Origin of the sequence: Yinghuangia sp. YIM S10712 (assembly GCF_051388935.1) — a bacterium.
In the GTDB taxonomy this organism is placed as follows: Bacteria; Actinomycetota; Actinomycetes; order Streptomycetales; family Streptomycetaceae; genus Yinghuangia.
Genome location: NZ_JBPKBI010000002.1, coordinates 169748 through 193925, shown reverse-complemented (window position 1 = coordinate 193925; position 24178 = coordinate 169748). Strand labels below are relative to the sequence as shown.

At 69.5% G+C, this 24178-nt stretch carries 18 protein-coding genes; all 18 read left to right on the top strand.

Going from position 1 to position 24178, the window contains the following annotated elements; translation table 11 throughout:
- The first annotated feature begins 82 nt into the window (after positions 1 to 82).
- A complete protein-coding gene (locus tag ACRX5W_RS06300) occupies positions 83 to 751 on the top strand; it encodes a hypothetical protein (protein ID WP_436786939.1) in 669 nt (222 codons plus the stop codon).
- 485 nt (positions 752 to 1236) lie between these two features.
- Positions 1237 to 1578: a hypothetical protein gene (locus ACRX5W_RS06295; protein ID WP_436786938.1), complete on the top strand. Its 342-nt coding sequence runs from the start codon at positions 1237 to 1239 to the stop codon at positions 1576 to 1578.
- A gap of 21 nt (positions 1579 to 1599) precedes the next feature.
- The gene (locus ACRX5W_RS06290) at positions 1600 to 2499 is read left to right on the top strand and encodes a hypothetical protein (RefSeq protein ID WP_436786937.1); all 900 of its coding nucleotides are present in this window, start codon (positions 1600 to 1602) and stop codon (positions 2497 to 2499) included.
- Positions 2496 to 3785, top strand: a complete 1290-nt coding sequence (locus ACRX5W_RS06285) for a hypothetical protein (RefSeq protein WP_436786936.1) — start codon at positions 2496 to 2498, stop codon at positions 3783 to 3785. Before ACRX5W_RS06290 ends, ACRX5W_RS06285 begins: the two co-directional genes overlap by 4 nt.
- 45 nt (positions 3786 to 3830) lie before the next feature.
- Entirely contained in the window at positions 3831 to 5327 is a 1497-nt protein-coding gene (locus ACRX5W_RS06280) for an SCO6880 family protein (protein WP_436786935.1), read from the top strand.
- The gene (locus ACRX5W_RS06275; RefSeq protein WP_436786934.1) at positions 5324 to 6835 is read left to right on the top strand and encodes an ATP/GTP-binding protein; all 1512 of its coding nucleotides are present in this window, start codon (positions 5324 to 5326) and stop codon (positions 6833 to 6835) included. The genes ACRX5W_RS06280 and ACRX5W_RS06275 overlap by 4 nt, the downstream gene beginning before the upstream one ends.
- The gene (locus ACRX5W_RS06270; RefSeq protein WP_436786933.1) at positions 6832 to 7776 is read left to right on the top strand and encodes a hypothetical protein; all 945 of its coding nucleotides are present in this window, start codon (positions 6832 to 6834) and stop codon (positions 7774 to 7776) included. Before ACRX5W_RS06275 ends, ACRX5W_RS06270 begins: the two co-directional genes overlap by 4 nt.
- Positions 7773 to 9536 (top strand): TraM recognition domain-containing protein, encoded by a 1764-nt coding sequence (locus tag ACRX5W_RS06265; protein WP_436786932.1) that lies wholly within the window; start codon positions 7773 to 7775, stop codon positions 9534 to 9536. The genes ACRX5W_RS06270 and ACRX5W_RS06265 overlap by 4 nt, the downstream gene beginning before the upstream one ends.
- On the top strand, positions 9533 to 10012 hold the full coding sequence (locus ACRX5W_RS06260; RefSeq protein ID WP_436786931.1) for a DUF4913 domain-containing protein: 480 nt from the start codon (positions 9533 to 9535) through the stop codon (positions 10010 to 10012). The genes ACRX5W_RS06265 and ACRX5W_RS06260 overlap by 4 nt, the downstream gene beginning before the upstream one ends.
- Before the next feature lie 4 nt (positions 10013 to 10016).
- On the top strand, positions 10017 to 10241 hold the full coding sequence (locus ACRX5W_RS06255; RefSeq protein ID WP_436786930.1) for a hypothetical protein: 225 nt from the start codon (positions 10017 to 10019) through the stop codon (positions 10239 to 10241).
- 91 nt (positions 10242 to 10332) lie between these two features.
- Positions 10333 to 11757: a peptidoglycan DD-metalloendopeptidase family protein gene (locus tag ACRX5W_RS06250; protein WP_436786929.1), complete on the top strand. Its 1425-nt coding sequence runs from the start codon at positions 10333 to 10335 to the stop codon at positions 11755 to 11757.
- Positions 11754 to 12509, top strand: coding sequence for a hypothetical protein (locus tag ACRX5W_RS06245; protein ID WP_436786928.1), 756 nt, complete (start codon positions 11754 to 11756; stop codon positions 12507 to 12509). The genes ACRX5W_RS06250 and ACRX5W_RS06245 overlap by 4 nt, the downstream gene beginning before the upstream one ends.
- Positions 12510 to 12560: 51 nt before the next feature.
- The gene (locus ACRX5W_RS06240; protein ID WP_436786927.1) at positions 12561 to 14138 is read left to right on the top strand and encodes a hypothetical protein; all 1578 of its coding nucleotides are present in this window, start codon (positions 12561 to 12563) and stop codon (positions 14136 to 14138) included.
- Positions 14139 to 15600: 1462 nt separating this feature from the next.
- Positions 15601 to 18264 (top strand): hypothetical protein, encoded by a 2664-nt coding sequence (locus ACRX5W_RS06235; protein ID WP_436786926.1) that lies wholly within the window; start codon positions 15601 to 15603, stop codon positions 18262 to 18264.
- A gap of 26 nt (positions 18265 to 18290) precedes the next feature.
- Positions 18291 to 19334 (top strand): AAA family ATPase, encoded by a 1044-nt coding sequence (locus ACRX5W_RS06230; RefSeq protein ID WP_436786925.1) that lies wholly within the window; start codon positions 18291 to 18293, stop codon positions 19332 to 19334.
- A 368-nt stretch (positions 19335 to 19702) separates the two neighbouring features.
- On the top strand, positions 19703 to 20824 hold the full coding sequence (locus ACRX5W_RS06225) for a DUF58 domain-containing protein (RefSeq protein ID WP_436786924.1): 1122 nt from the start codon (positions 19703 to 19705) through the stop codon (positions 20822 to 20824).
- The gene (locus ACRX5W_RS06220; protein WP_436786923.1) at positions 20821 to 23286 is read left to right on the top strand and encodes a DUF3488 and transglutaminase-like domain-containing protein; all 2466 of its coding nucleotides are present in this window, start codon (positions 20821 to 20823) and stop codon (positions 23284 to 23286) included. Before ACRX5W_RS06225 ends, ACRX5W_RS06220 begins: the two co-directional genes overlap by 4 nt.
- A complete protein-coding gene (locus ACRX5W_RS06215) occupies positions 23283 to 24131 on the top strand; it encodes a hypothetical protein (RefSeq protein WP_436786922.1) in 849 nt (282 codons plus the stop codon). Before ACRX5W_RS06220 ends, ACRX5W_RS06215 begins: the two co-directional genes overlap by 4 nt.
- The last annotated feature ends 47 nt before the right edge of the window (positions 24132 to 24178 follow it).

The following is a 24178-nucleotide window of genomic DNA, read 5'->3' as shown; positions in this document are numbered from 1 at the left end:
CCCCCCTCCGCTTTCCGGGCGCCTGTGCTCGGCACCACCGGACCCGGTGAAGGAGGCCGATCACGGTATTAGGCTGCCCGTCATGCGATTTCGTGTGCTCAGCGCGGCCCGCACGGTCGGCGTGTCCGCTGCCGGGTTGTTGGCGCTGGGTCTGGCCACCGCGGCTCCCGCCGCCGCGGTGGCGACACCGACCACCGCGGTCGGACCGCACGGCCGGGCGGCGGAACCGCACCGCGGCGGGCCCAAGACGGCATTCCTCGGAAATTCCGAATACCCGGCGCCGGGTTCGCTGACCACCGCGGCCGGAGACGACAGCACCGACACAGTGCTCGCGGCCACAGCAGGGGCCTCGGCACTCGTCTCGATGGCATGCCTGGCCATGCACATCCGCGTCCGCCGGGCCGCCAAATCGCGGTCTTCCGAAGCAGTTTCCGCTCCGCTCACCATGCCGCTCGAAACCGCCGGATCTCAGCCAGCCATGTCCCAGGCTCTGTGGCTCCAGGACAACGACCCGCCTCAAGAGCCCTCCAAACCCCCGCAAAATCCCCTGTCTGCACCGCCTCCCCCACCGAATCACAACGCGCTCGATTCGGTCTGGTCCATCAGCGCGGCGGTCCACGAGGACCCTGTCGTCGACGACACCGCCGCCGACCACCCGGCGGTCACCACCGACACCGGAGCCCCGAACAGCGATGTGACCATGGCGGATCCGCCTCCCGCCCCGTCCTGGCGTCCCCCGCGGGACAGTTGAGACAGCGGTTCCCGAACGCCCAGCCACGGGCGGCCCGCAGTACTCCCCGCGGTGTGCACGGCCGCCGCATGCGGTCATCACTGTGCAGGCGACAACCGATTCCCTGTATGACCGTGCACATACAAATCCTCCCCGCGTAGACGGACCCTCCGACCTCTCGCTATCTGGATAGCTGGCGGTTCGCAGTGGTCGCTAATTTCAAGGAGCCCGGTATCTGGGCTTGGTTACACCGCCGGGAGCGAGGTGAGAGCTGCCTTGGGCATCCATGGGATTCCCGCCGAGGCGCGCGACGAACACACTGTTTTTGCAGTGACGTTCGGCCTGGCAACCGCGTCCGTGGATTACGGGTGCGCCTCCCGGAATGGCAACAAACGGCAGGGGGAGCCGGCGTCGGGGTTCCACCCCTGATTCGGAGAAAGACCGAACGCCGTTGCCTTCCGCGTCACTTCACACTCGTCCCACTGCAGGATTCCGGAGAACAAGCCATGATCGCAGCTCTGGCCAGTTCGGCGCATCACGCGCACGCTTCCGTCATGGCGGCTCTTCCCATGGCCGACCCGAATGATGATCCGCTGAAGCCGAAGCAGACCAAAATTCCTGACGGAATGCGCGCTCCGATTCAGTTCGCACTGGGCGCGCTGATCATGCTGTTCATCGTCGTGGCCATGTTCATGTTGATCCGCGCACTTTTCGAGGCGGTGACGGCGTACAAGGACGGCGCCGCGGTTCCGTTCGGATCGATCATGATGATTCTGGTGTTCCTGGCGGTGGCGGTCGGCGGAATCTCATCCCTGGTCTACGGCGTCGTCGGCGGCGGTTGGATCTAAGTCAGCCGGACAGGAGAAGTCGTGATCTTTCGAAGAGGACGGACCAACGACAATGTCGTCGGAACCAATCCGTTCACCGAACGGGGTTTCATCGTCTCGGCGGTCTTGATCGGCGTCGTCCTCCTGTCCGGAATAATCGTGGTGCTCTCCGGCTCCGACAAGGCCTCTTCCTCGGATGTGGCGGCGCCGGCAGAGGCACTGCCCGTTCTGCCCGCACTGGCCGAGTGTCCCGGTCAAACCGGCGAACGCCCCGCCGCGACACCATCCGCTTCCGCGAGTGCCGCGTCCCCGGGCACGGCACGACCGGAAGGCAGCACGTCACCCAGCGGTGCCCCCGTGCCCACGGCATCGGCCGAGAATGCCGCCCCGGACGATGCCGCAACGAACCCGGCCGATGTCGGAAACGTCATGTGGAGCCGTTTCAACGGCGTTGCCGTCCCCTTCTCGGAAACCGCGGGCCCGTTGGCCGCGAATGGCGACGTCGCCCGCTGTTACGCACATACGCCCACGGGTGCGACCATCGCCGCCGTGCAAATCAGCGTCCGCTACCGGTTCTCGCCGGACTGGCGCAACATCATGCAACACCAAATGCAGCCGGAACCCTCGCGCGACGCCGCGATCGAGATCCGCGAGCGGACGGCGGCAGCGGTCGGCAAGGCGACCACGGAAATCGTCGAGGAGCGGCTCCGGCAAGTCGTGGGCTATCAAATCGTCAGTTACTCCGAGGAGGCAGCGATGATTTCCATCGTCTCCGCCGACTCATCCGGAAAGGCACTGGTGAGTTCGCTGTACTCGATGGTGTGGCTCGACGGCGACTGGAAACTCCGCGTGCAGGCCACGAGCGCGGCGGCGGTCACGTCGACACGGGTGGACTCGCTGCTCGGATACATCGCGTGGGGCGAAAGCGCGGTTCGTCCGTGACACCCCGCCTGCGTTTCCCCAAGCGGCGCCGCCGCACGGTGGATCGAAAACGCCGTACGGCGTTCATGGTCCGACCGGCTTTCCTGGCCTGCGTCCTGATGTGTTCCGCACTTGCCTTGGTCGGCCTCTTCTCGGACGGGCGCCACGACGACCGGAGCATCGTCGCCGAAACCCCCGTACAAACCCCGCCGATGGCCTTGGTCGCGGAGGATCCGTGCGGAAATCTCGGCAACAGCATCAACGGTAGCGCGGATGCCGCCGGCTACTGCGACGACTGGTTCGACGCGCAAGGTGTGCCCAGCATCCTCAATGAACCCGACGAGTGGGCCAAGTACTACGCCAACGCCGCGGCCGAGGACACTTTCACATGGTGGATGACCTCGCCCGACCCGATCATCGGGAACAGCGGCTATGACAGCAGCCTGTTGACGGAGACCGAACGGAACAACGCCGACGCGAACAACGAGGCTTTCAGCTTCAGCAAAGGCAAGTTCAGTATCTTCGTCATCGCGTTCAGCGCGGCCGGCTGCATCTTCTCCCTCATCCTGGTCGCCCGGTCCGGAGACCCGACCGCCGCGAAGAAGTCGTTGCGCGGCCCCGCCTACGCGGTCGTCTCCGTGGCGCTGACCGTGCCCCTCATCAACGCCAACGTCATGGCGAGCAACGCCTTCGCGAAGTGGATCATTGTCACCGGTCTCCCCAGCGGCCAAGGCGATCCGAGTCCGGAACGGTCCTTGCAGACGGCGATCCGGCAGTTCACCGAGAGATACGAGAACAGCAACTACTTCCTGGAGATGCTGTTTCTGATCTGCATCACGATCGCGAGCCTCGTGCTCTACATCGAATGCATTTTCCGATTGTTCCTCGTGGTCGCCGCCGCCGCCACGATCCCGGTGATGGCCAGCCTGTCCGGCACCTCGTACGGCCGAGAGGCGTTCCGCCGCACCGTCGCGGTCATCGCCCCCCTGTGCTGGCTCGACGCGGTTCAGGCCATCGGGATGGTGATCCCCCTACGGCTCTTGGAAGCGCATCAGGACACCCAGAGCGGAGTGCAGTCCGGCTTCATCGCCGTCTTCGGCATGTTTCTGGTCTGCTTCATGCCGGGGGCCATGATCAGGGTCACGCTGCCCATCGCCGCCGAGGTCGCCGGAACCGGAGAGAACAACCGGCGCCTCGCCGATGCCGCACCCGCGATGGGTGCGCGCGTGGTCGCGGGTGCCGCACAGCCGCTCAAGGCGGCGGGTGGCCTGGTCAAGGCGGTACGCAACCCGAGCGGCTCCAGGTAGCCGCCGGACTCGACCCAGATTCGGCACGCGGAGACGAGAAAGCCCATGACGACGCAAAACGAAGCCCGTACCTACGGGAACTGGCGGCAGCCGACGTCCCCAGGCATCGGGAACCTGGGACTCGGCGGCAGCGCGGTGTTGCTCGGCGGCATCCTGATGCTCGTTGTGCTGCTCTACATCTCGATGTTCGCCGCGATTATCGGCGGATTCGCCCTGGCGATCCTCCTGGTGCCGATGATCATGCGGGACCGTCACGGACGCAACGGACTGCAGTGGGTCACCGCCCGGGTCGCCTACGCCAACGGCAAGTCCAAGGGACAACACCTCTACCGTTCCGGGCCGTTGGGCCGCGTCCCGCTCGGGACCTGCAAGCTGCCCGGTCTGGCCGCCGCATCGACCCTGTACGAGGCCCACGACGCGTGGGGACGGCCGTTCGCGATGGTGACCATCCCGCGTACGAACCACCACACGGTCGTCCTCACCTCGAATGCCGACGGTGCGTCCCTCGTGGACAGCGACCAGATCGACACGTGGGTCGCGTATTGGGGCCACTGGCTGTCCCAACTCGCCCACGAACCGAGGCTCGTGGCGGCATCGGTGACCGTCGAGGCCACGCCGGACACCGGCGAACGCCTGCGACGCGAGGTCTTCGACAACATCGCACCCGATGCACCGGAGCTGTCCAAGAGCGTCCTCAACGAAGTCGTCGACGCCTACCCGGTCGGCTCGGCACAGCTGATCACGCGCATAGCACTCACCTACACCGGAGCCGGCGGCACCGCGATCGGCGGGCGCAAGAGCGTCGAGGACATGGCGTTGGACCTCGGCACGCGGCTGCCCGGTCTGGCCGCCGGGCTCCAGATGACGGGTGCCGGGCCCGCGCGTCCGCTGACCGGCGAGGAGATGGCCGAGGCCATCCGCGTCGCGTACGACCCGAGTGTCGCGGCACTACTCGACCAGGCCCGGACCTCCGGCGGCTCGAACCTCACCTGGGACGACGCGGGGCCCATCGCACATCAGGAGAACTGGGACCACTACCGGCACGACGGCGCCTTCTCCATCACGTGGTCGATGTCGGAGGCGCCGCGCGGCGAGGTCCAGTCCAACATCCTGTCCAGGCTGGTCTCCCCCCACCCGGACATCGTGCGCAAGCGCGTGACCCTGCTCTACCGTCCGCACGACGCGGCGACCGCCGCCGGCCTCGTCGAACGCGACCGCAAGGACGCCTTGTTCAAGGCCCAGCAGAAGAAGGTCATCCAGGCCCGCGACAACGCGGCGATCGCCGCGTCGGACCAGTCCGCGCGCGAAGAGGCCGCAGGCGCGGGCCTGGTGCGCTTCGGTCTGCTGGCCACGGCCACGGTCCTGGACAAGGAAGACCTGACCATCGCGGCGGCGGCCATGGACAACCTGTCCGCAGCGTCGCGCCTGCGGCTGCGGCGTGTCTACGGCTCCCAGGCCTCGGCGTTCGCCGCGGCACTTCCCCTCGGCCTGGTCCTGCCCAACCACCTGAAGGTGCCCCAGCAGATCCGGGAGGCGATGTGAAGCGGCAGCGCTCGCCCTGGAGCCGGCCTCGCGAAGCGGCGAAGGACGCCGGCAAGACCCGGCAACCGCGTCCCCGTCCCGGCACCCGACCGGGACCGCGCGGCTACCTCGGCATCGGACGCGGGGCGGCCTCGTACGTGGAGGCAGTGCCGGAGTGGCGCGGCACCACGGTGCAGGTCTGCGGCCTGTGGCCGTTCGGCGCGGGTTCCGGCACCCCCGTGGTGGGTGTCCCGCTCGGCCGCACGCTCACCTCGGGAGCGACGCTGTGCTGTGACCCCATCAGTTGGTTCCAGCGCGCCAAACTTCTGCTGAATCCCAGCGAGTTCGTGCTCGGCAAGCCCGGCCTCGGCAAGTCGACCGTCGTTCGCCGCCAGGCCCTCGGGCTCGCCGGATACGGCGTCCATCCTCTGGTGTTCGGCGACCTCAAGCCCGACTACGTCGACCTGATCCACGCTCTCGGCGGCCAGGTGATCACCCTCGGGCGCGGACGCGGCGCCTTGAACGTCCTCGACCCGGGCGAATCCATCCACGCCGCCAGCCGACTGACGGGCGACGCCCGCCGGGCACTCATCGCCGACATGCACGGGCGCCGGCTCAACGCCGTCAGCTCGCTGATCACCATCGTGCGCAACCAGCCCGTCTTCGACCGTGAGGAATCCATCCTCAGCACCGCGCTGCGCCTTCTCGACGAACACCACGACGGTGTACCCATCCTCGCGGACCTGCTGGAGGTCATCAGGAAGGCACCCGAACCGCTGCGCGCCGTCGCCCTGGACCGCGGAGACATCAACCGCTACCGGGACGTGACCGAGAACCTGGAGTCGTCGCTGGTCAGCCTGCTGGGGGATGGCCGGCTCGGCGACATGTTCTCCCGACCGACCACCGAGCCGATGCTGCGCGACCGGCCGGTGTGCTTCGACGTGAGCAGCATCGACGACGGGGAAACCCAGTTGCAGGCCGCCGCGTTGCTCGCCTGTTGGAGTTATGGATTCGGTGCTGTCTCCGCGGCACAGGCGCTCGCCGACGCCGGACTGGAGCCCCAGCGCCACTACTTCGTGATCCTGGACGAGCTGTGGCGCGTACTGCGCGCGGGGCGCGGCCTGGTCGACCGCGTCGACGCACTCACGCGACTCAACCGGCAGCGCGGCGTCGGCATGGCGATGATCACACACACCATGTCGGACCTGCTCGCGCTGCCCGGCGAGGAAGACCGCATGAAGGCGAAGGGGTTCGTCGAACGCGCGGGCATGGTCATCACCGGTGGTCTTCCGGCAGCGGAAATGCCGCAGCTCACCCAGGTGATCGGCATGACGGAAGCCGAACAGCGCATGATCGTGGACTGGTCGACGCCGCCGGCGTGGGACGGTCTCGCCGGTGAGGAGGCACCGCCTCCCGGGCTCGGCAACTTCATGGTGAAGGTCGGCGGACGCCCCGGCATCCCCGTACACGTCGACCTCACCGCGGCCGAGCGCGACATCAACGACACGAACCGCAGGTGGGCGCGATGAAACGGGCCTTGGCGGTGGTCGTCGGCCTGGTGCTGGCGATACTCATCGGCGTCCCACAGTCGGCTGTGGCCGTAGAGGAACCGCCCATGCCCACCGACCCGAAGTGCATCTACGTCGCGGAAGACCGGAGCGGCTTCGAATTCACATTCTACTGCTCGGGACTCGTGGCGGAGAAAGGCAGCTTCTTCAACCTGCACGCCCGCAACTACGTCAACTGGACCGACGATTCCCCTCATTACGTCGGCCCCGCACCCAACGGAAAGGACGGTCGGGGACAGCCCTGCCCGCAGGACGACAACTGGGGAGGCGACTGGTTGACCGGCGGCACCCGCGGCGAATGCCTCCTGGGGCACGACTTCTCCGGCCTGGGTGAATGGATGCGAGGCCAGGACAAATCGTGGGGCAAGACCCCGCCACGCCTGCTGCGGAATCTCAACGAAGACCCGTGTGTGACGATCCGGGAAAACGTGGAGGCCAGGAAGAGGGCCGGGATATGGAACGAGGGGGACCCCGTTCCCAATTGTCCCGATGTCCGGAAGACCAACCCCTGCGACAAGATCACCTTCAAGGACTACCGGGACGAGTGCAACGACGCGCACCCCTGGTTCGCCTGGCAGCCGCCGGCGCCGCCGGCGAACGGCTGTTCTTATACCGAGCAGGCCCAGACCGGTGACTGTGCCGGTGCCCAACTTGTCGGCACGGGCGACTACAAGGCACCCAAGGCAGTCGTCGAGCCCATGACCCGGGTTTTGGGCTACTTCGTCATGCTGGTCTTCGTCGCCGGCATGTTCGGGCTGTTGTTCCACGTCTACCGGGGGATCGAGTCCTACCGCGGCGGCGACACGGTCGCCGAAGTCGTGGGCAGCGTGGGCTGGACGCTCGGGGCGTGTGCCATCGCGACCGGCGTCTCCGGCGTCCTCTGGACGGTGATGACCGCGTGAGCGCCACCAAACGCCGGCGTGGACCGGACCCGTACATCGAGTTCTACTTCGCGTTGCTCTGCATCGGTGGCTGCGTGGCCATCCTCGGCTCGGCGTGGGCCGGGGCGTGGGTCGGAGCGATCCTCGAAGACAAACCCAAGCCGTCCGCCCCTTGGACGATGGCCTTCGAACTCGTCCGCCGGGATTACGAATGGCCCGGCACAAGCGCATACGTCGCCTCGTTTGTGATCCTGTTCCTGGTCACGATCGCCGTGACGCTGGCGATGTTCCTCTACCAGCAGCGTGACGTCGTCGTCATCGACCGGGCCACGAAATACCTTGCCAAGCGCCGGGACCTGCGGCCGTTCCTCACCGCCGGGGCCCGCGCCTCGGCCGACCGGCTGGGCGTCCCCACCGATGCTCCCCCCGGTGTCTACCTCGGGAAGACCGTCGGCGGCGACCACGACCTGTGGGGGTCGTGGGAAGACATGCACGTCGACATCTGGGGACCGCGCACCGGAAAGACTGCCTCACGCGCGATTCCCAACATCGTGGCCGCGCCGGGTGCCGCAGTCGTGACGTCGAACAAGCGCGATGTCGTCGACGCCACCCGCGCGAGCCGCGAACGACACGGCCACGTCTGGGTGTTCGACCCCCAGCAACAAGCCAGCGAACCGCCGTCGTGGTACTGGGACCCGCTGTCGTACGTCGGAAACAGCATCGTCCGGGCCATCAAGATGACCGGTCGCTTCTCCTCGATCAACCGCCCCGCGCACGCCCGCAGCGACGCTTTCTTCGAGCCGGCCGCGGAAGACCTCATCTCGCACATGCTGTTGGCGGCCTCACTCGACGGCAAGCCGATCACGCAGGTGTACACCTGGCTGACGCGTCCGAACGACGACACCGCCGCGCGCATCCTGCGGGCACACGGGCAGGACGTTTCGGCCGAGGCAGTCGAGTCGGTCGTGTCCAGTCCGGGCCTGCAGCGCGCGGGTGTCTTCGGCACCGCCACCCAGATCATGTCGTTCCTGCTGGCGCCGGCCGTCACCGAGTGGGTGACGCCGGGCTCCAATCCGAACCGCCCGTCGTTCGACTACCTGGAGTTCGTCAAAAGCACCGACACGATCTACTTGCTCTCCGAGGAGACCAACAAGGCCGCCGCGCCGCTGGTCCTCGCCTTGACCGCGGCACTTGCCGAGGCCGCGGAGAACGAGGGCATCAAGCAGCCGAACGGCCGTTTGCCGGTCCCGATGCTCTTCGTACTCGACGAAGCCGCGAACGTGTGCCCTTGGAAGGCTCTTCCCGACAAGTACTCGCACTTCGGGTCGCGCGGCATCGTCATGATGACGATCCTCCAGTCCTGGGCGCAGGGCGCGGCAGCGTGGGGCGGCGACGGTATGAAGAAGCTGTGGGGCGCGGCAAACATCCGTGTGTACGGCGGGGGTTCGTCGGATACGGACTTCCTCGGCTCGCTGTCGAAGGTCTCCGGGGTGTTCGAGCCGCGAACCACGAGTGCCACGGTCAAGTTCGGCGACCGGCGGTCGTTCGGCTTGTCGTCGCGTTCGGAAGCGGTGCTGGACGAGGCCGATCTCGCCTCGATGCCGCGGGGTCGTGCGTTCGTGCAGATGAGTGGCTCGCCGCCGGTGTTGATCAAAACGGTCCCGTGGTGGCAGACCCCGTTCGCCGACGACATCCAGGAATCCGTCGCCCGGTTCGACCCAGGGCACGATCACGCCCACGAACTGGAGGCGGCCGGGGTCTCTTTGAGGAAGCAGCGATGACAGACGACGAAACCGACTTCGACTCCGTGGACGACGAAGAACAAGAGGTGCGAAGCGAGTTGGTGTTCTCCTCACTGGAGGACTTTGTCACTCGCTACATCGCCCAGGTCGTGCGCCGGCGACTGAGCCGGTCCGTTGCCATGTGGTGTCCGGCCTGGTGGGCCCACGAGGAGGCGGTCGCCCGCCTGTCGGTGCTGTGGCGGGCGTTCGAACACCTTAAGGAGGACGAGGCGTTGGGGCTGTCCTTCTGGTGGACCCAGCACGCGGACCCGCATTTGTCCGCGCTCATGGACCCCGACCACGGTCCGTTCGCCTTGTGCGACGCCCGCGACGGCCATGCCGAACACCCTTTGGGGCCCCTGCCGTTGACCCCGTCACCTCCGGGGATGTGGGACGACCCGGTCTTCATCGTCGATTTCAGCCCGAAAGACGGCGTGAGCACTTCTCTCCCCGGCTCGCCCGGCGCAAGGAGCTGACGCCATGTCCGTCATGGGAGAACTCGACAAAGGCACCACTTGGGCCATCGACCTGGGAAATCGAGCCAGCAAACTCGGGCTTTCGGTCCTGAAGTCGGTGACCCAGAAACCCGTGAAGTCGTTTGCCAAGGAGCGGAAGGCCCATCGCGAGAAGACACTCGCCGCGAAACAGGCCGCCGCAAAAAGACGTGAGATCCGACGCCAGAAGGCGGCGGAGCGGAATCTCTGACATGCCGCGCCGCACCCGCACTCGACGCGGAGAATCCAAAGGGCGCTCGGCCTTCTCGGTGCCGATGCGCCTTGTCGGCATGTTGCTGGTCATGACCATGGTGAACGGCTGCACGGCGATCTGGAAGCCCCAGCCCGAAGACCTCATCGAGGCGATCGGGGGTATGATATTCGACTTTTCGAAACTGCCCTCCTGGGCGACCTCCTGGGGCGACGACATTGTCAAGGCCGGGAGCATATGCCCGGAGTCACCACCGCAACTGATCGCCGCCCAGCTTCAGCAGGAATCGACATTCGGCCTGAACACGAACAAGGACAAACCCTGGGCAGTCGCCTTCGGCCCCGCCCAGTTCACGCCGGCCACCTGGGCCGTCCACGGGGTGGACGGCGACGGGGACGGTGACCGGGACATCTGGGACCCTGCCGACGCGATCGCCTCGCAGGGCTCCTACAACTGCAAACTCGCCGGCATCGTGCGCCCCTTGGGCGGCAACACGCAGGCCCTGATGCTCGCGGCCTACAACGCGGGCCCCGGCGCCGTGCAGAAGTACAACGGAATTCCGCCGTACAAGGAGACGACGAATTACGTCCGCGTCATCCAGGCCAACATGAAGAATTTCGAGAAGCCGGGCGGTACCGCAGCCGGCACGCGCGCCCAAGGGGCCATCGCCGTGGCCATGGAGTACGTCAAGGCGAAAACGCCGTACCTCTGGGGCGGCACGACGTTGAAGGGCATCGACTGCTCGGCACTCGTGCAAAACGCCTACGAAGCCGTCGGCGTGGAACTTCCTCGGGTGGCGCAGGATCAGATCAACGCATTCCTGCCGACGATACCCGCGTCCCAGGTACGCCCCGGCGACCTGGTCGGATTCGATACAAGCGGCAGCAGCGGCGGAAGTATCAAGAACATCACGCACATCGGCCTGGTGAGTGCGGTGTCGGGCTCGAACATCCAGATGATCGAGGCCCCCGTGCCGGGAAAGGCAGTGAGGGTCGCACAGGTCAACACCCTGTACGCGAATTACACGCCGTTCTATGTACGTGTCCCTGGCGCCTCGGAGCCTGCGTCCGGCGCGTCGGACGGCAAGTCGAACGGCAAGTGGGTCCTGCCGGTGAATGTGCGCTACTCACCGACCTACAAGGCGGCCGGACCGTACGCGAACCGGCACACCGGCATCGACTTCCCCGCCAAGGCCGGCACCGACATCAAGGCCGTCGGCCCCGGAAAAGTGGTCACGGCCGGCTGGGGAGGCGCCTACGGCTGGCAAGTCGTCATCAAGCACGACGACGGCAAATACACGCAGTACGCGCACATGAACGGCCGTCCGCGCGTCGGTACGGGGGCTCGGGTGAGCGCCGGACAAGTGATCGGCGACGTGGGCAGCACAGGCAACAGCACGGGACCGCATCTGCATTTCGAGGCGCGCACGGGCCCCGAGTACGGAAGCGACATCGACCCCGTCGGCTACCTGCGTTCCAAAGGCCTCAGCCCGCAACCCAACGTGGCGCAGGCATGAGGGACAACGTCGCAACGTGGGCACGCGCCGCCTTCGTGGTGCCGTTCATCGCCGCCATGGCCATCCTGGTCATGTTCGCCTGCGATGTGCCTGGTTCCGACAGCGGTGCGTCGCACGGTCCGACCGCCACACCCGATTCCTCGGCAGCCGACGTGCAGTCACCCGAAAGCGCGGTGATCGTCACGACGCCACCCACGGGGGCGCCGCCGCCCGATGCCACGGACCCGGACGAACTCCCATTGCCCGAAGGCTCGGCCACGCTTCCGATGGACGGTCAGACAGCAGACGTGGATGCCCCTGCGGAGGAAGCCCCGGCACTCGCGCCCCCTGTGCCGGAACAGGTCGACTTCCAGGATCCCGTCGCCGTCTCACGCGCTGCGGTCGTCGTCATGTGGACGTCCGACACCACCAAGGACTCCCGCCCCGGCGATGCGATGCTCCGCGCCGAGCCGTACCTGAGCCAGGAGCTCAACGAGGCTGCACGCACGGCACAGTCGATCGAACGCCTGCCACCCGACTGGGTCGAAATGTCGGAACGCCAGGGACGCACCGTGGTCACCGCCACGCTCGCCGACGAGAAGGGCAAGCCGCCGGACACGCCGACCGAGGCCTACCACGCGTGGTCGCTCACCGTGAGCCCGATCGGTGCGGACGGCTGGCGGGGCGTCCCCGAGAACATCACCGTCTTTGTCACGCTGGCACGTTCCATGGTGGGACAGCCCTGGCAGGTGACGAACTATCAGCTCAGTTGAACGTAGCCGGCCGCTGTGCGAAAGAAGCGCGTAGAAATGGGAGTTCGAGTCATGGCTAGGCGAAGGCCGCGCACCAGACCGGTGAGGCTCGGTAGGACGCGGCGCGCCGCCGTGATCGGCGCGCTCGTCTTCCCGCTCGTGCTTTCGGGCTGTTCCCTCGGTCCCTCCGGCGGCGGCGTGGACGCTTCGGACGAGGAGAGGAATCCGACCGGCAATCCCGACCCCGCCAAGGACCTGAACGTCAAGCTCCCCGCGGGCTTCGATCTGGCCAAGGGATGGTCGGTCGACGAGACGCAGCGCGTGTTCGTGGCGGCCCAAAGCGGCGGCCTGCTGCTCGACATCTTCGCGGTGGGCAACTCGGCGGAGCAGGCACTGGACGAGGCTGCGAGCGCGACGCCGACCGGTGACGAAGAGACGCCCTCCGAGTCGCCGAGTCCGTCCGCCGAAGAGAGTTCCGGCGCCGGCCCGAGCTCCGTGCTGATCGCCCGCGATGCCGCGGACGGCCACGTGGTCTGGTCGTCGACGCCCCTGCGGCGCATCGTCGCGGAGCGACCGCCCTTGCTCCGGGTCGTGCAAACGGATCAAGGGCTGTACGCAGTCGTCGTGCGTACAGGAGGCCTGCCCGCAAACGGTGTGGCCCGCGCCCGACAACTCGTCGTCATCGATTCGTTCCCGTTGGTCGGCGCGGGCACGGAACGGGCGCCTGCCCGGCATGTGGAACACATGGTCGACGGCTCACCCGACGACGTCGACACCCTCGTGGGCGAGGGCGGCGTGTTGATCACGGGCTTCGCCGAGCGCGACGAGGCGCCCGCAACCGTGCTGTGGGACCCGTTGACAGGCGTGCTGTCGACACTGCCGCCCGGTCCCACGCGGCCCATGCCCGGCTGCTCCAGCGAATTCCGGTGCGAGATCCAGGAGCAACCGCTCTTCCCCACCGGGGCCGGCATGCTCTTCCGGGAAGATACGGAGAACAGCGATCTGAGCGAGTCGCTGCGGTTCGGTGTCTCGGGTCGCTGGAACAGCGCCCAGGTCGCGCCCCAGGGCCGCGCGGAGAGCACCATCCTGGCGGTGACCGGCACAACGGTGCTTGCGGCATGGCGTGCCGGGGAGGACCAGACGCCGTTGTACGCGGTGCACGACCTGCTCTCGGGCGCGATCCTCGCGTCGGCGGAATGCGCGGGCACGACGCCGGACTCCACCGCGGTGGTCGAGGCGCTGTTCGACACCGAGCGGGACGCCGTGGACCTCGACACCGCCGCACAGGTGTCGTCGAACGGGCGCTACCTGGTGTCCGACTTCTTCGCCGCCGATTTGTCCGGCCGTACGGCCACCTGCTTCACCGGCGACCGGGAGAACAGGTCGGTCTCCTTCCTGTCCGTCGACGACCGTGGCGTGGGCTACGCGACGCTGCGGGACGACGACAACGACACCCCCGATGTCGCCGTCGTGCAGACGCGTACCAAGCGTGTCGACGCGCTTCCCGTCGGGACGTCCGCGCCGATCGCGATCACCTCGACGGGGAGCGGCGTGTTCTCCATCGAAGATGAAGACGGCTCGTCGGACCGGGGACCTGTGGTCGTCGTCGCCCCGCCGGGGCAGGGCACTCCGGCACCGGCGCAACCGTAGGCGCGCCGGCCGTCGGACCGGCGGGCATTTCGGTCACCGCGTCGCCGGTTCAGCGTTTTCCGAGCAACTTCCGGAGTCCACGGACGACTTGCTGGGACGTACGCTCGCGTCGACCGCGTGGGGCGGCGAGCGTGGCGTCGGCGGCTCCGGTGCGCTGCGGGGCGTTCGGCACCTGGGCAGCGGCCTGGTACTTCGCGTCACGCCTCGCGTGCTGGGCGGCCCGCACTCGCTCGGCTTTCGGGGCCGAGACGGTGGACGAGGCCGCTCCACTGTGTGTGACGGAGCCCAGCCCCGCTGCGGCTGACGACTGTGCGGCCTGCGCCGGCGCGGTCTCCTTCGACGGCCGCGGTGCGGGCGGATTTGTCTTGGCCCGCGAGATTCCCTTGTCCGCGTCCAGGCCCGCCTCGCCGGCGGGCCTGGACGCGCTCGCGTTCACGGTCGGGTTCGTCTTTGCCTGCGTGATGCCTTTGTCCATGTCAAGCCCCGACTCACTCGCGTTCTGCGGACTCTGCGCCTGCTNCCCGCCTCGCCGGCGGGCCTGGACGCGCTCGCGTTCACGGTCGGGTTCGTCTTTGCCTGCGTGATGCCTTTGTCCATGTCAAGCCCCGACTCACTCGCGTTCTGCGGACTCTGCGCCTGCTCGACACCTGTGCCGGCGCCGGAGCTGGCCAACCCCATTTGGTACTCGGACCAGGTGCGCACACTTGCGTCGGTGTAACGATTCGCCGTCGACTGGGCGGCGACTCTCGCCGCGTATTCATTGGCGCCCTTGACCAGTCGTGCGGCTATGTCGTCGATGCGTGCCTCGGCGCGGGTCTGCGCTGCCGCCGCGGCCTCGGCGGGTGTTCGCCCCTTGGAATCTGTGCGGTTGAGCTCCTGAAGAGCCCTCTTGGTGGCGGCTTGGACGATCTCGTGTACGGACCCCGTCTTGGTCAGGTCGACCTTGGGCTGCGACGCCGGAGCCCGCTCCGCGGCCTGGGCGGAAGCGGGTGATTTCTCCAGACTCGGACCCGAAGCCGGCGCCTGTTCGGCAGCCGGGGCGGGAGGGGGCGCAGGGGGCGGTGCAGGGGGAGGTGCAGGAGGCGGCGCCGGCGCCGGGGAGGGCGAACCGGAGCCGGAGGAGGGGTTGTCGGTCATGCTCCCTCCCCGGGGTCAAGGAGGCGGAACGTACTGACTCATTATCAACTCTGAAGCCCGGGCGGGCACTTGACGTGATACCCGTCACTTCGTCGACAGATGCCCCGAACCGGCCCCTCGAAGCCTCGCCCGGTTCCCTCGTGCACACCGACCTGGTTGCGGGGAATCCCTTGAGGTTCCTCCGTCTTCCCTCGCTGTGTCCCAAAGCCGCGCCGTTTGGCGCGTGGGCGGGATAGCTTCCGAATCGAGCTCGCGATCAAGCTGGGGGCGGTACCCGGCTCAAGGTTTCACGTGGGCCGGTGGGAATTCGGGAGGGGCTCGGCTGATGAGACTTCGCCACGGAGTGCGGCCCCAAGGGCTCGCGGCGCGGCTGCGGGGCGCGTTCCGGCCCGGACGCGGCGGCAAGACGACCGCGGTCGCGCTCGGCGCCGCGGGCTCGCTCATCGCGGGCATCGTGGTGGCCGGAATCGGCACCGCCGGGGCGGACCCCGATCTCTCGGACATCGGGGCGTGGCTGGCCAACGACACCAAGAGCAGCCTCACGCACGTCAACGGGCTCACGGGGCAGGTCGACGGGCGCGTGAAGCTGCCGGCGGGCGGCAACACTCAGTTGCAGGTCGCCGATGACGGCAAGTCCGTGCTGGTGCTGGACGAGTCCACCGGCACGGTCAGCCGGATCGACCCCGCGCAGCTCACGGTGCCGCAGACGTACGACTACCAGGCCGCAGGCCTGCAAATCGCGTCGGGCGGCGGCAAGGCGTGGGTGGTCGACTCCGCGAACGGCACGGTGACCGCCATCGACCCGGTGTCGCTGGCACCGCTCGGTGCGCCGATGGACCTCGGCGGCAAGCCGCTCGGTGAGGTCCAGGCCGACCCGTCGGGCACGCTGTGGGTGCCGATCGCTTCGCTGGGGCGTCTCGTACCGGTCAACGGCTCGCAGGTCGGCGCGCCGATCAAGGTCGCCGAGCCGGGTGGCGCGCTGCTTCTGACGCTGGCCTCGGGTCGCCCGGTGGTCACCGATGTGACCGGCGGCCGGGTGTTGGTCGTGTCCGGCACCGGCATCGAGCGGACCGTCGAACTGCCGACCGAGATGCGCAACGGGCAGCCCGACAAGGTGTTCTCCCCGGGCCTCAGCGAGGGGCCGCTGGTGCCCGTACTCGCTTCGGACACCGGCACGTTGACGCTGGTCGACATCGACAGCGGATCGGTGAACGCCGTACCGCTCACCGTCGCGCAGCACGAGTACGCGCCGCCGCAGGTCCTCGGCGCCCGCGTCTACATCCCGGACCGCACGAGCGGCAACCTGCTCGTCTACAACACGGTCCAGGCGATGTTCGAGGACCAGGTGAAGGTGACCGGCAAGCCCGGGCCGCTGGAGACGCACGTACGCGACGGTCTGCTGTGGGTCAACGACGCGCAGAACGCGACCGCGGCCGTCGTCAACGTGCAGGGCCAGATCCACCTGATCGACAAGTACGACACCGACCCGAGCCCCGGCACCGGAAACGGTTCGTCGGTGCCCACCCCGGCCAAGAGCGTGCCGGAGGGCGGGGTGACCCAGTCGACCGAGGCCGGAACGCCGTCGGCCACTGCGTCGGAGGCGCCGTCCGGTGCCACGGGCGGCAAGGAAGACCCTGTGCCGAACCCGGTCGACACCGGCAAACCCGCTCCCGAGGCACCGGTGATCCCGCCGGCGATCCCGGACCCGCCTGCGGACAACGGGAACCAGGGCGGAAACGGCGGCGGCGGCAACAGCGGTCGCACGGAGCCTGAGCCGGACCCCGAACCGACCCGCCGGACCGAGCCCACCACCGAGGTGCCCCGGCCGCCGGTCGAGACTCCCGAGCCGCCGACGAACCCGATCACGCCGCCGTGGACGCCGCCTGCCGCGAGCACGCCGCCCCCGGCCGACACCCCGCCGCCGCCCGCGACCACGCCCGCACTGCCGAACACCACTCCTCCGGCGACGACGCCCCCGGCGAACACGACGCCTCCGGCGTCGACGTCGTCGAAGCCCCCCACGGCCTCGACGAAGCCGCCGACCACGTCGTCCAAGCCGACTTCGTCGAACCCGACGTCCTCGAAGCCCCCGACCACGTCGCCGAAACCCACGACGACGGCGCCCATGAAGCCGCCGGGCACCCCGACCGCCAAGTCGGGTGCGGGCAAGATCACCCTGACGTTCCAGCCGGCCTCGGGTGCAACGCCCACGCGCTACCGCGTCGGAGGAGTCGGCGCCGGGATGAGTGTCGCGCCCGCGAGCGTGCCCGCGACCGGTCCGTTCATGTTCACGGTGACCGGCGGTTCGTGCGAGAAGGAGTACAAGTTCTACATCATCGCCGAGTACCCCGGCGCGGTGATGAACTCCAAGGCTTCCACGGGTGTTCGGCCGTGTGTGGCGGCGGGCAAGCCGACCAACCTCCAGGCGGTGACGGCCGCCGGCGGCAAGGCCAAGGTGTCCTGGTCGGCCCCGACCAACACCGCCGGGGAGACGGTCACCTACACCGGCTCGTGGTCGGTCAAGGCGGCCTCCACGTCCACCGCCAAGGCGGCCGGTCCCGCCGACGGGCCGCTGACGGTGACCCCCGCGGTGTACGGAGAGCTGATCGCCGAACCGCCCGCCGTGAACTTCCCGACGGTGGCCGACGGGACGAACGCCGCCGCGGTGGCCGCCGCGAAGTCGGGGAGTTGGACGACCACGAACAAGTCCGTGACGCTTTCGGTCAGCGGACAGAGCGGTTCGTACACCTTCAAGGTCAGCGCCAAGAACAGCGCCGGAACGACCTCGTCCAGCACCGCGACGCTCACCATCACGCTGGCGTACGGCAAGGTCACGTCCGCCTCGATCGACATGCCGCCGGAGACACCGGGTTCGGCGCCGTATCCCCCGACCCCCTCGCCCGGCGCGCCGACCAACGACGAACGGCCGGACGCCGTCGCGCTGGCCGCGGTCGTCGCCCCGAACCGGCGGGACGTCCCGGTCACCTGACCACCCACGGAACCTTCAGGAGAACCGTGAGCACCACTCCGACCGCCGCGTCCACCCCGGGCGGGGCCCCGAAGCCGTCGGTCATGTACCACGCGCCCGACGCGCTACGCCTGTTCCGCGAGTGCTTCCACGCCCTGGGCGACAACATCGAGCGGGTCGTGGTCGGCAAGCGCGAGGTCATCGACCTGACCCTCACTTGCCTGTTCGCGGAAGGGCATCTGCTGGTCGAGGACGTGCCCGGCACCGGCAAGACGACCCTCGCACGGGCGCTCGCCGCGTCGCTGGACGCGTCGTGGCAGCGCATCCAGTTCACGCCCGACCTGCTGCCGTCGGACATCACCGGTGTGTCGATGTTCCGGCAGACGACCAACACGTTCGAGTTCCTGCCCGGCCCGGTGTTCGCGAACGTCGTGATCGGCGACGAGATCAACCGGGCGTCGCCGAAGACCCAGTCGGCGATGCTGGAGGTCATGGAGGAGGGGCGGGTCACCGTCGACGGTGCCCCGCACTCGGTTCCGCGCCCGTTCATGGTCGTCGCGACACAGAACCCCGTCGACATGTCCGGGACCTATCCGCTGCCGGAGGCGCAGTTGGACCGGTTCCTGATGCGCGTCACGGTCGGCTACCCGGACACCCGTTCGGAGGTCTCGGTCGCGGCCGGCACCGCGGGGGCGCCGAGCATCGAGACGCTTCCGGCGATCGCCGCGGCGCACCACATCGGCGAGTTCATCCAGGTGGTACGGCAGCGCGTGGCCGCCGCCGACGCCGTCGTGGAGTACGCGGTCCGGATCGCACAGGCCACTCGCTCGTCCCCCTACACACGCCTCGGCGCGGGCCCGCGCGGCAGCGTCGCCCTCGTGAGGGCGGCGAAGGTGCGCGCGGCCTCGCAGGAGCGCGCACATCTCCTGCCCGAGGACATCAAGGCCTTGGCCGGCCCGGTCCTGACACACCGTCTGCTGCTCTCGCCAGACGCCGAACTCGCCGGCTGGACCGGGGAGTCGGTGCTCGCCGAAATCCTCGCGAACGTTCCCGCCCCGACTCCCGGCGGCCTGGCGAAGGCCCGCAGTTGAGCAGCGGGCCGACGGCCCGGGACGACCCCGGCGAGTTCACGTACGGAGCCGACGCGCCGACACTGCACTCCGGAACCCGCGCCGTCCGCGACCCCCGGCAAGGGCGACAGGCCGCTCCGGCGGCGGCCGGGCCCCCGGCCGCTCCCGCCGCACCGGAACCGGGCCCGCCCACAGGCCCGCCCGTGGCATGGCTGCCTCCTCCGCCGAGTGCCGGGAGCGCCCCTGCGCCCACCCCGGTCCCCACCGCGACCGCCGGTCTGAGGCAGGGCCCGACACGGCTGCCGCGGGCTGTCGCGCCGACCGACCTTCTTGGCACGAACTCCTCGGGGGACCAATCGACTTCGCGGCTTACCCCGTCCGGTCGCGCGGTGCTCGCGGCCGGTGTGGTGTTGTGCGGGCTCGGCTGGGGCCTCGGCTACACCGAGGCTGTGGCACTCGGGATCGCGTCGCTCGCCGCGGTGGTCGTCGCCCTGGCGTGGACTCATTCCGTACCGGTCCTGGAGGCCCGGCGGGAGATCGTGCCGGCCCGGGTCGCGCGCGGCGAGATCGCGCAGGGCGTCGTCGTCCTGTTCAACAACGGCTCGCGGACTCTGCGCGGCCTGCGTGCCGAGGACCGCGTCGCGGGCAAGCCGGTCTTCCCGGTCGACCTGCCGCCGGTGGCACCGGGCGCGGAGATCCGGGCGCGCTACAGCCTTCCGACCCGGCGGCGCGGCGGAGTCGAGGTCGGGCCGATGGTGCTCGTGCGCAGCGACCCGCTCGGCCTGACCAGGCGCGTCCGCGAATGCGGCTCCGTGGAGACGCTGATGGTCCATCCCCGGACGATTCCGCTGCCGGTGCTGCCGGCGGGTCGGACGCACCATCTGGAAGGCCCCAACTCCGATACGGCCGACGACGGAACGCTGACGTTCCACTCGCTGCGCGAATACGTGCTCGGCGACGATCTGCGGCGCGTGCACTGGCGTTCGACGGCCCGCAGCGGACGGCTCCTGGTCCGGCGCATGATCGACGTGAGCCTGCCGACGACCACCGTCGTGCTCGACACCGCCCGCGATTCGTACCGTGACCCCGAGGCCTTCGAGACGGCCGTCGACGTCGCCGCGTCGGTCGCCGAGTCCGCCGCGCTCCACCACTTCCCGGTACGCGTTCTCACCGCCGCCGGCGTGCTGCCCTTGGCCGACAGCCACGACCAGGGCGTCGACCACGTGCTGGACCGCCTCACGATGGTGGACCCCGAGCACGACCGCTCGCTGTCCGACGCTCTCGACGTGCTGGAGCGCCTGCGCGACGGCGACACGCTCGTGGTGGTCAGCGGCGGCGAACGCCCGCTCCCCGCCGAGCGGTTGGCCCGGCTCCGCAGGCGTTTCGACCGCATGCTCGTGGTCACCTCGGGCGGCGGCAACGCCGTCGAGGCGGCCGTCGGGCTGCCCCGGATCGCCGTCGACCGGGTCGACGACCTCGACACGGCGTGGCGCCGCGAGGTGATGCGATGACCACGGGCGGAACGACATCGACGACGAACTCCCGGCTGTCGCACGGGCCGTGGACACCGCCGACGGCTCCCGCGCCGCAGGTCCCCGGACCGCAGCCGGCATCGGCCGCCGGGTCTCCCGCCTTCGTCGCGCCCTCGCCCGGTGCCGGCCCGATCGAGCCCAAGCGGCGCAGGAACACGCGCTCGAAGACTCCGCAGCAGATGCAACTGCGGCGCATGCAGTGGTCGTTGGTGCCGGTGGCGGGGCTCGCGGCGGCCGTGGGGCTCGCGTACCACCGTGTCTTCGACATGGGCACCGTGTTGCCGGTGGTCGCCGTGGCCGCCGTCGTGCCGGTACTGCTCGTTCTGGCGTGGTCCGGAACCGGACGCATGAACCGCCCGACCGGCAGGCCGCGTCCGCTGCTCGGCTCGCTCGCGTTCGGCGCGATCGCGTGGCTGGTGGCGGTGTCCGCCACGCTGTACCGCGACCACGCGCTGGGCAGCGTCGTGCCGGGCCCCGCGCTGCTGCGCCGCATCGGCGGCGACGTGGTGGACGCGCCGCGCGGTGTGCTCACGACGGTGCTCCCCGCGTCCGGTGACGCGCAGCTCCTGGTCCTGGTGTCGCTGAGCGTGTGGCTCGCCGCCTACGCCGGCGCCGAACTCGCCCTGCGGACACACTCGGTGGCACTGCCCGCGCTGCCCGGACTGCTGCTCCTGGCCGCGCCGGTGGTGCTGTCGACCGGGGCTCCCGGCGACAACACCCTCGCCATCGCGGTGGCCGTCGGCGCGACCGGGCTGATCCTGGTCGGCCGGGCGCCGGGACGCCGAACGCCGGTGCGCACGTTGTCGGTCGGCGTGCCGCTGACGGCCGCGCTCGCGGTCCTCGCGGCGTTCGCCGGGCCGAGCCTTCCGGGGGTGGGTTCGCCGCCCGACCTCCGTGATCAGGTCAGCCCCCCGGCGCCGGTCCGGCTGATCGGCGTGAACCCCCTGGACCGCATCTCCGCATGGCTTCTGACGCCCGATCAGCCACTGTTCACGGTCGAGGGGGCCGCCCCGGAGGACCGCTACTGGCGGCTCGCCGTGATGGACCGATACGACGGCACCTCGTGGTACCCGGCCACCGAACTCCGGCCCACCGGCGGTCGCGTGCCGGCCGCCGAAGGCGTGGAGGACGCGGGCGCCCGCAGCAACATGCAGGTGACGCTGGACAGGCTCGACGGGGTGTGGCTGCCCGCCGCCGACCGGCCCGACCGGGTGTCGGTGCCGGACGACGTGGACGTCGCGGTCGACCCGGCGAGCGGCGTGCTGGCCACCGGTGATCCGCTGCACCCCGGCCTGACGTACGAAGTCGTCTCCCGGGTCAAGGAGTTCGACCCCGACAACCTCCAGTTCCGGGCCGCGGCGGCGGACCCTCGGTACGTCGAACTCCCGGAGCAAGACGCGTCCTCCGCCCCGATCCCGGACGTCGAGGAGTTCCGCCGCATCGCGATCGAGGCGACGGCCGGCGCGACCTTCCCGTACCAGCAGGCGCTGCGCCTGGAGGACTGGCTGCGGAAGAACCAGCGGTACGACATCACCGCCGTCCCCGGCCACTCGTACCGCAATCTGCGGTTCTTCCTGGAATCCAGCAAGGAGGGCACGTCGGAGCAGTTCGCCGCGGCGTTCGCGGTCCTCGCCCGCACGCTGGGCCTGCCGAGCCGGGTGGTTGTGGGCTTCTCGCGCGGCACGGCGACGGGCCCGGACACATGGCGGGTGGACAGCGGCGACGTCGTCGCGTGGCCCGAGGTCGAATTCGCGGGCGTCGGCTGGGTGCCGTTCTTCCCGACCCCGGGTGAGGCCGGACGGTCGGGCACCCCGAAGACCGACCCGGGCAACGCCGCCCCCGCCCCGCCGCAGGCTCCGCCCGCCGCGGCCGAGGAAGGTGAGCAGTCCCGGGCCGAGAAGGACCAGGAGATCATCGACCAGGTCCGCCCCCCGGCGGCGGCGGGCCAGACGCCGGACACCGGCGACGACGGCGTGGCACTGTGGTGGTGGGCCGTTCCGGCCGCCCTCGCGCTGGTGTTCGCCTCGGGCCATGTCACCGTCGCGTACGCCGCGCCGGGCATCGTCCGGCGGCGGCGCAAACGCGGTCCGCCGGACCGACGGGTCTATGGTGCGTGGCGGCAGATCGCCGACCGGCTGGCCGAGGTCGGCATGGCACGCAACGGGTCCCTGACGGCGCGTGAGGTCGCGGAATTCGGTGAGGAGCGCCTTCCCGAGCCGGTGGGTTCGCGGCTGCACCCGCTGGCGGACCTGGTGAACGACCTGGCCTACGCGGGACGGGCCGCCGAGCCGTCGGATGCCGACGAGGCGTGGCATACCGCCGCGGAAGTCGAACGGGCCGTCCGCGAGTCGGATGCCAGGCCACCGCTCCGCGCTCGGCTGCGGTCCCGCCTGTCGCTTCGGCGGATCGTGGAGACGCTGCGCAAGGAGGGCGGCCGATGACGCTGGGAGCGGAGTACATGCCTGCACTCGGGTCCCCCGGGGGCTTCGACCCCCAGGGGCGGGAACTCCCGGAATTCAGCATGCCTTTGTGGTGGGACGCCGACTCGGACGGTTCCGTCGCGGCGGCCCCGTCCGTCGACTTCACCAAGCCGCCGCCCTCCGAGCCGCAGTACGAACCGGCACCCGAGCGGGGGACGTTCGGGCCGCCCGCGCCGCCGGCACCGGGCGATCCGGCCGGTGCCGTCCCCGCCTATCCGGACCAGAACGGCTCGCTGGGCTGGGACTTCGAGCAGCCGGAACACGATCCGTTCGTCTGGGAGGACAACCCGCGGCGGCGCCCGATGTGGGTGCCCGTCGCGATCGGGGTGCTGTTCCTGGCCCTCGCGATCGTCGCCGCCCTGATCATGACCCGTGAGGAGGAGAAGCCGGAACCTCCCCCGCCGCCCCCGCCGGCCCCCGTCGCGGCGACGCCGATCAGCCCGGAGCAGTTGGCGCAGTACCAGCCGCAGCAGGTCGTCGTCCTGCCGTTCGAGGGACGCCTCCAGGTGACCTGGCAGCCGCCCGCGACGACGCAGGGCATCTACGGCTACATGGTCATCACCCAGACCCCCGCCGGGCAGCCGGTCTCGCCCAGCCCCGTGCTGGTCAAACCCGACGAGCGCTTCGCGGTTTTCACCGGCCAGGCCGCCGTGCCGGGCACGTGCGCGGTCGTCACGACCCTGGTAAGCGGCCAGCCCTCGATGATGCTGGCCAAGGGCGACGCGGTGTGCCCGGGCGCGTCCCCGGCGGCGTCCGCTCCCCCGTCGTCCCCAAGCGCCCCCGGCACCGCACCCCGATCCCCCTGAGGAACAGCGGTCGCCGCAGCGTGCCGCCCCGCCTGGTCGGCCGACCG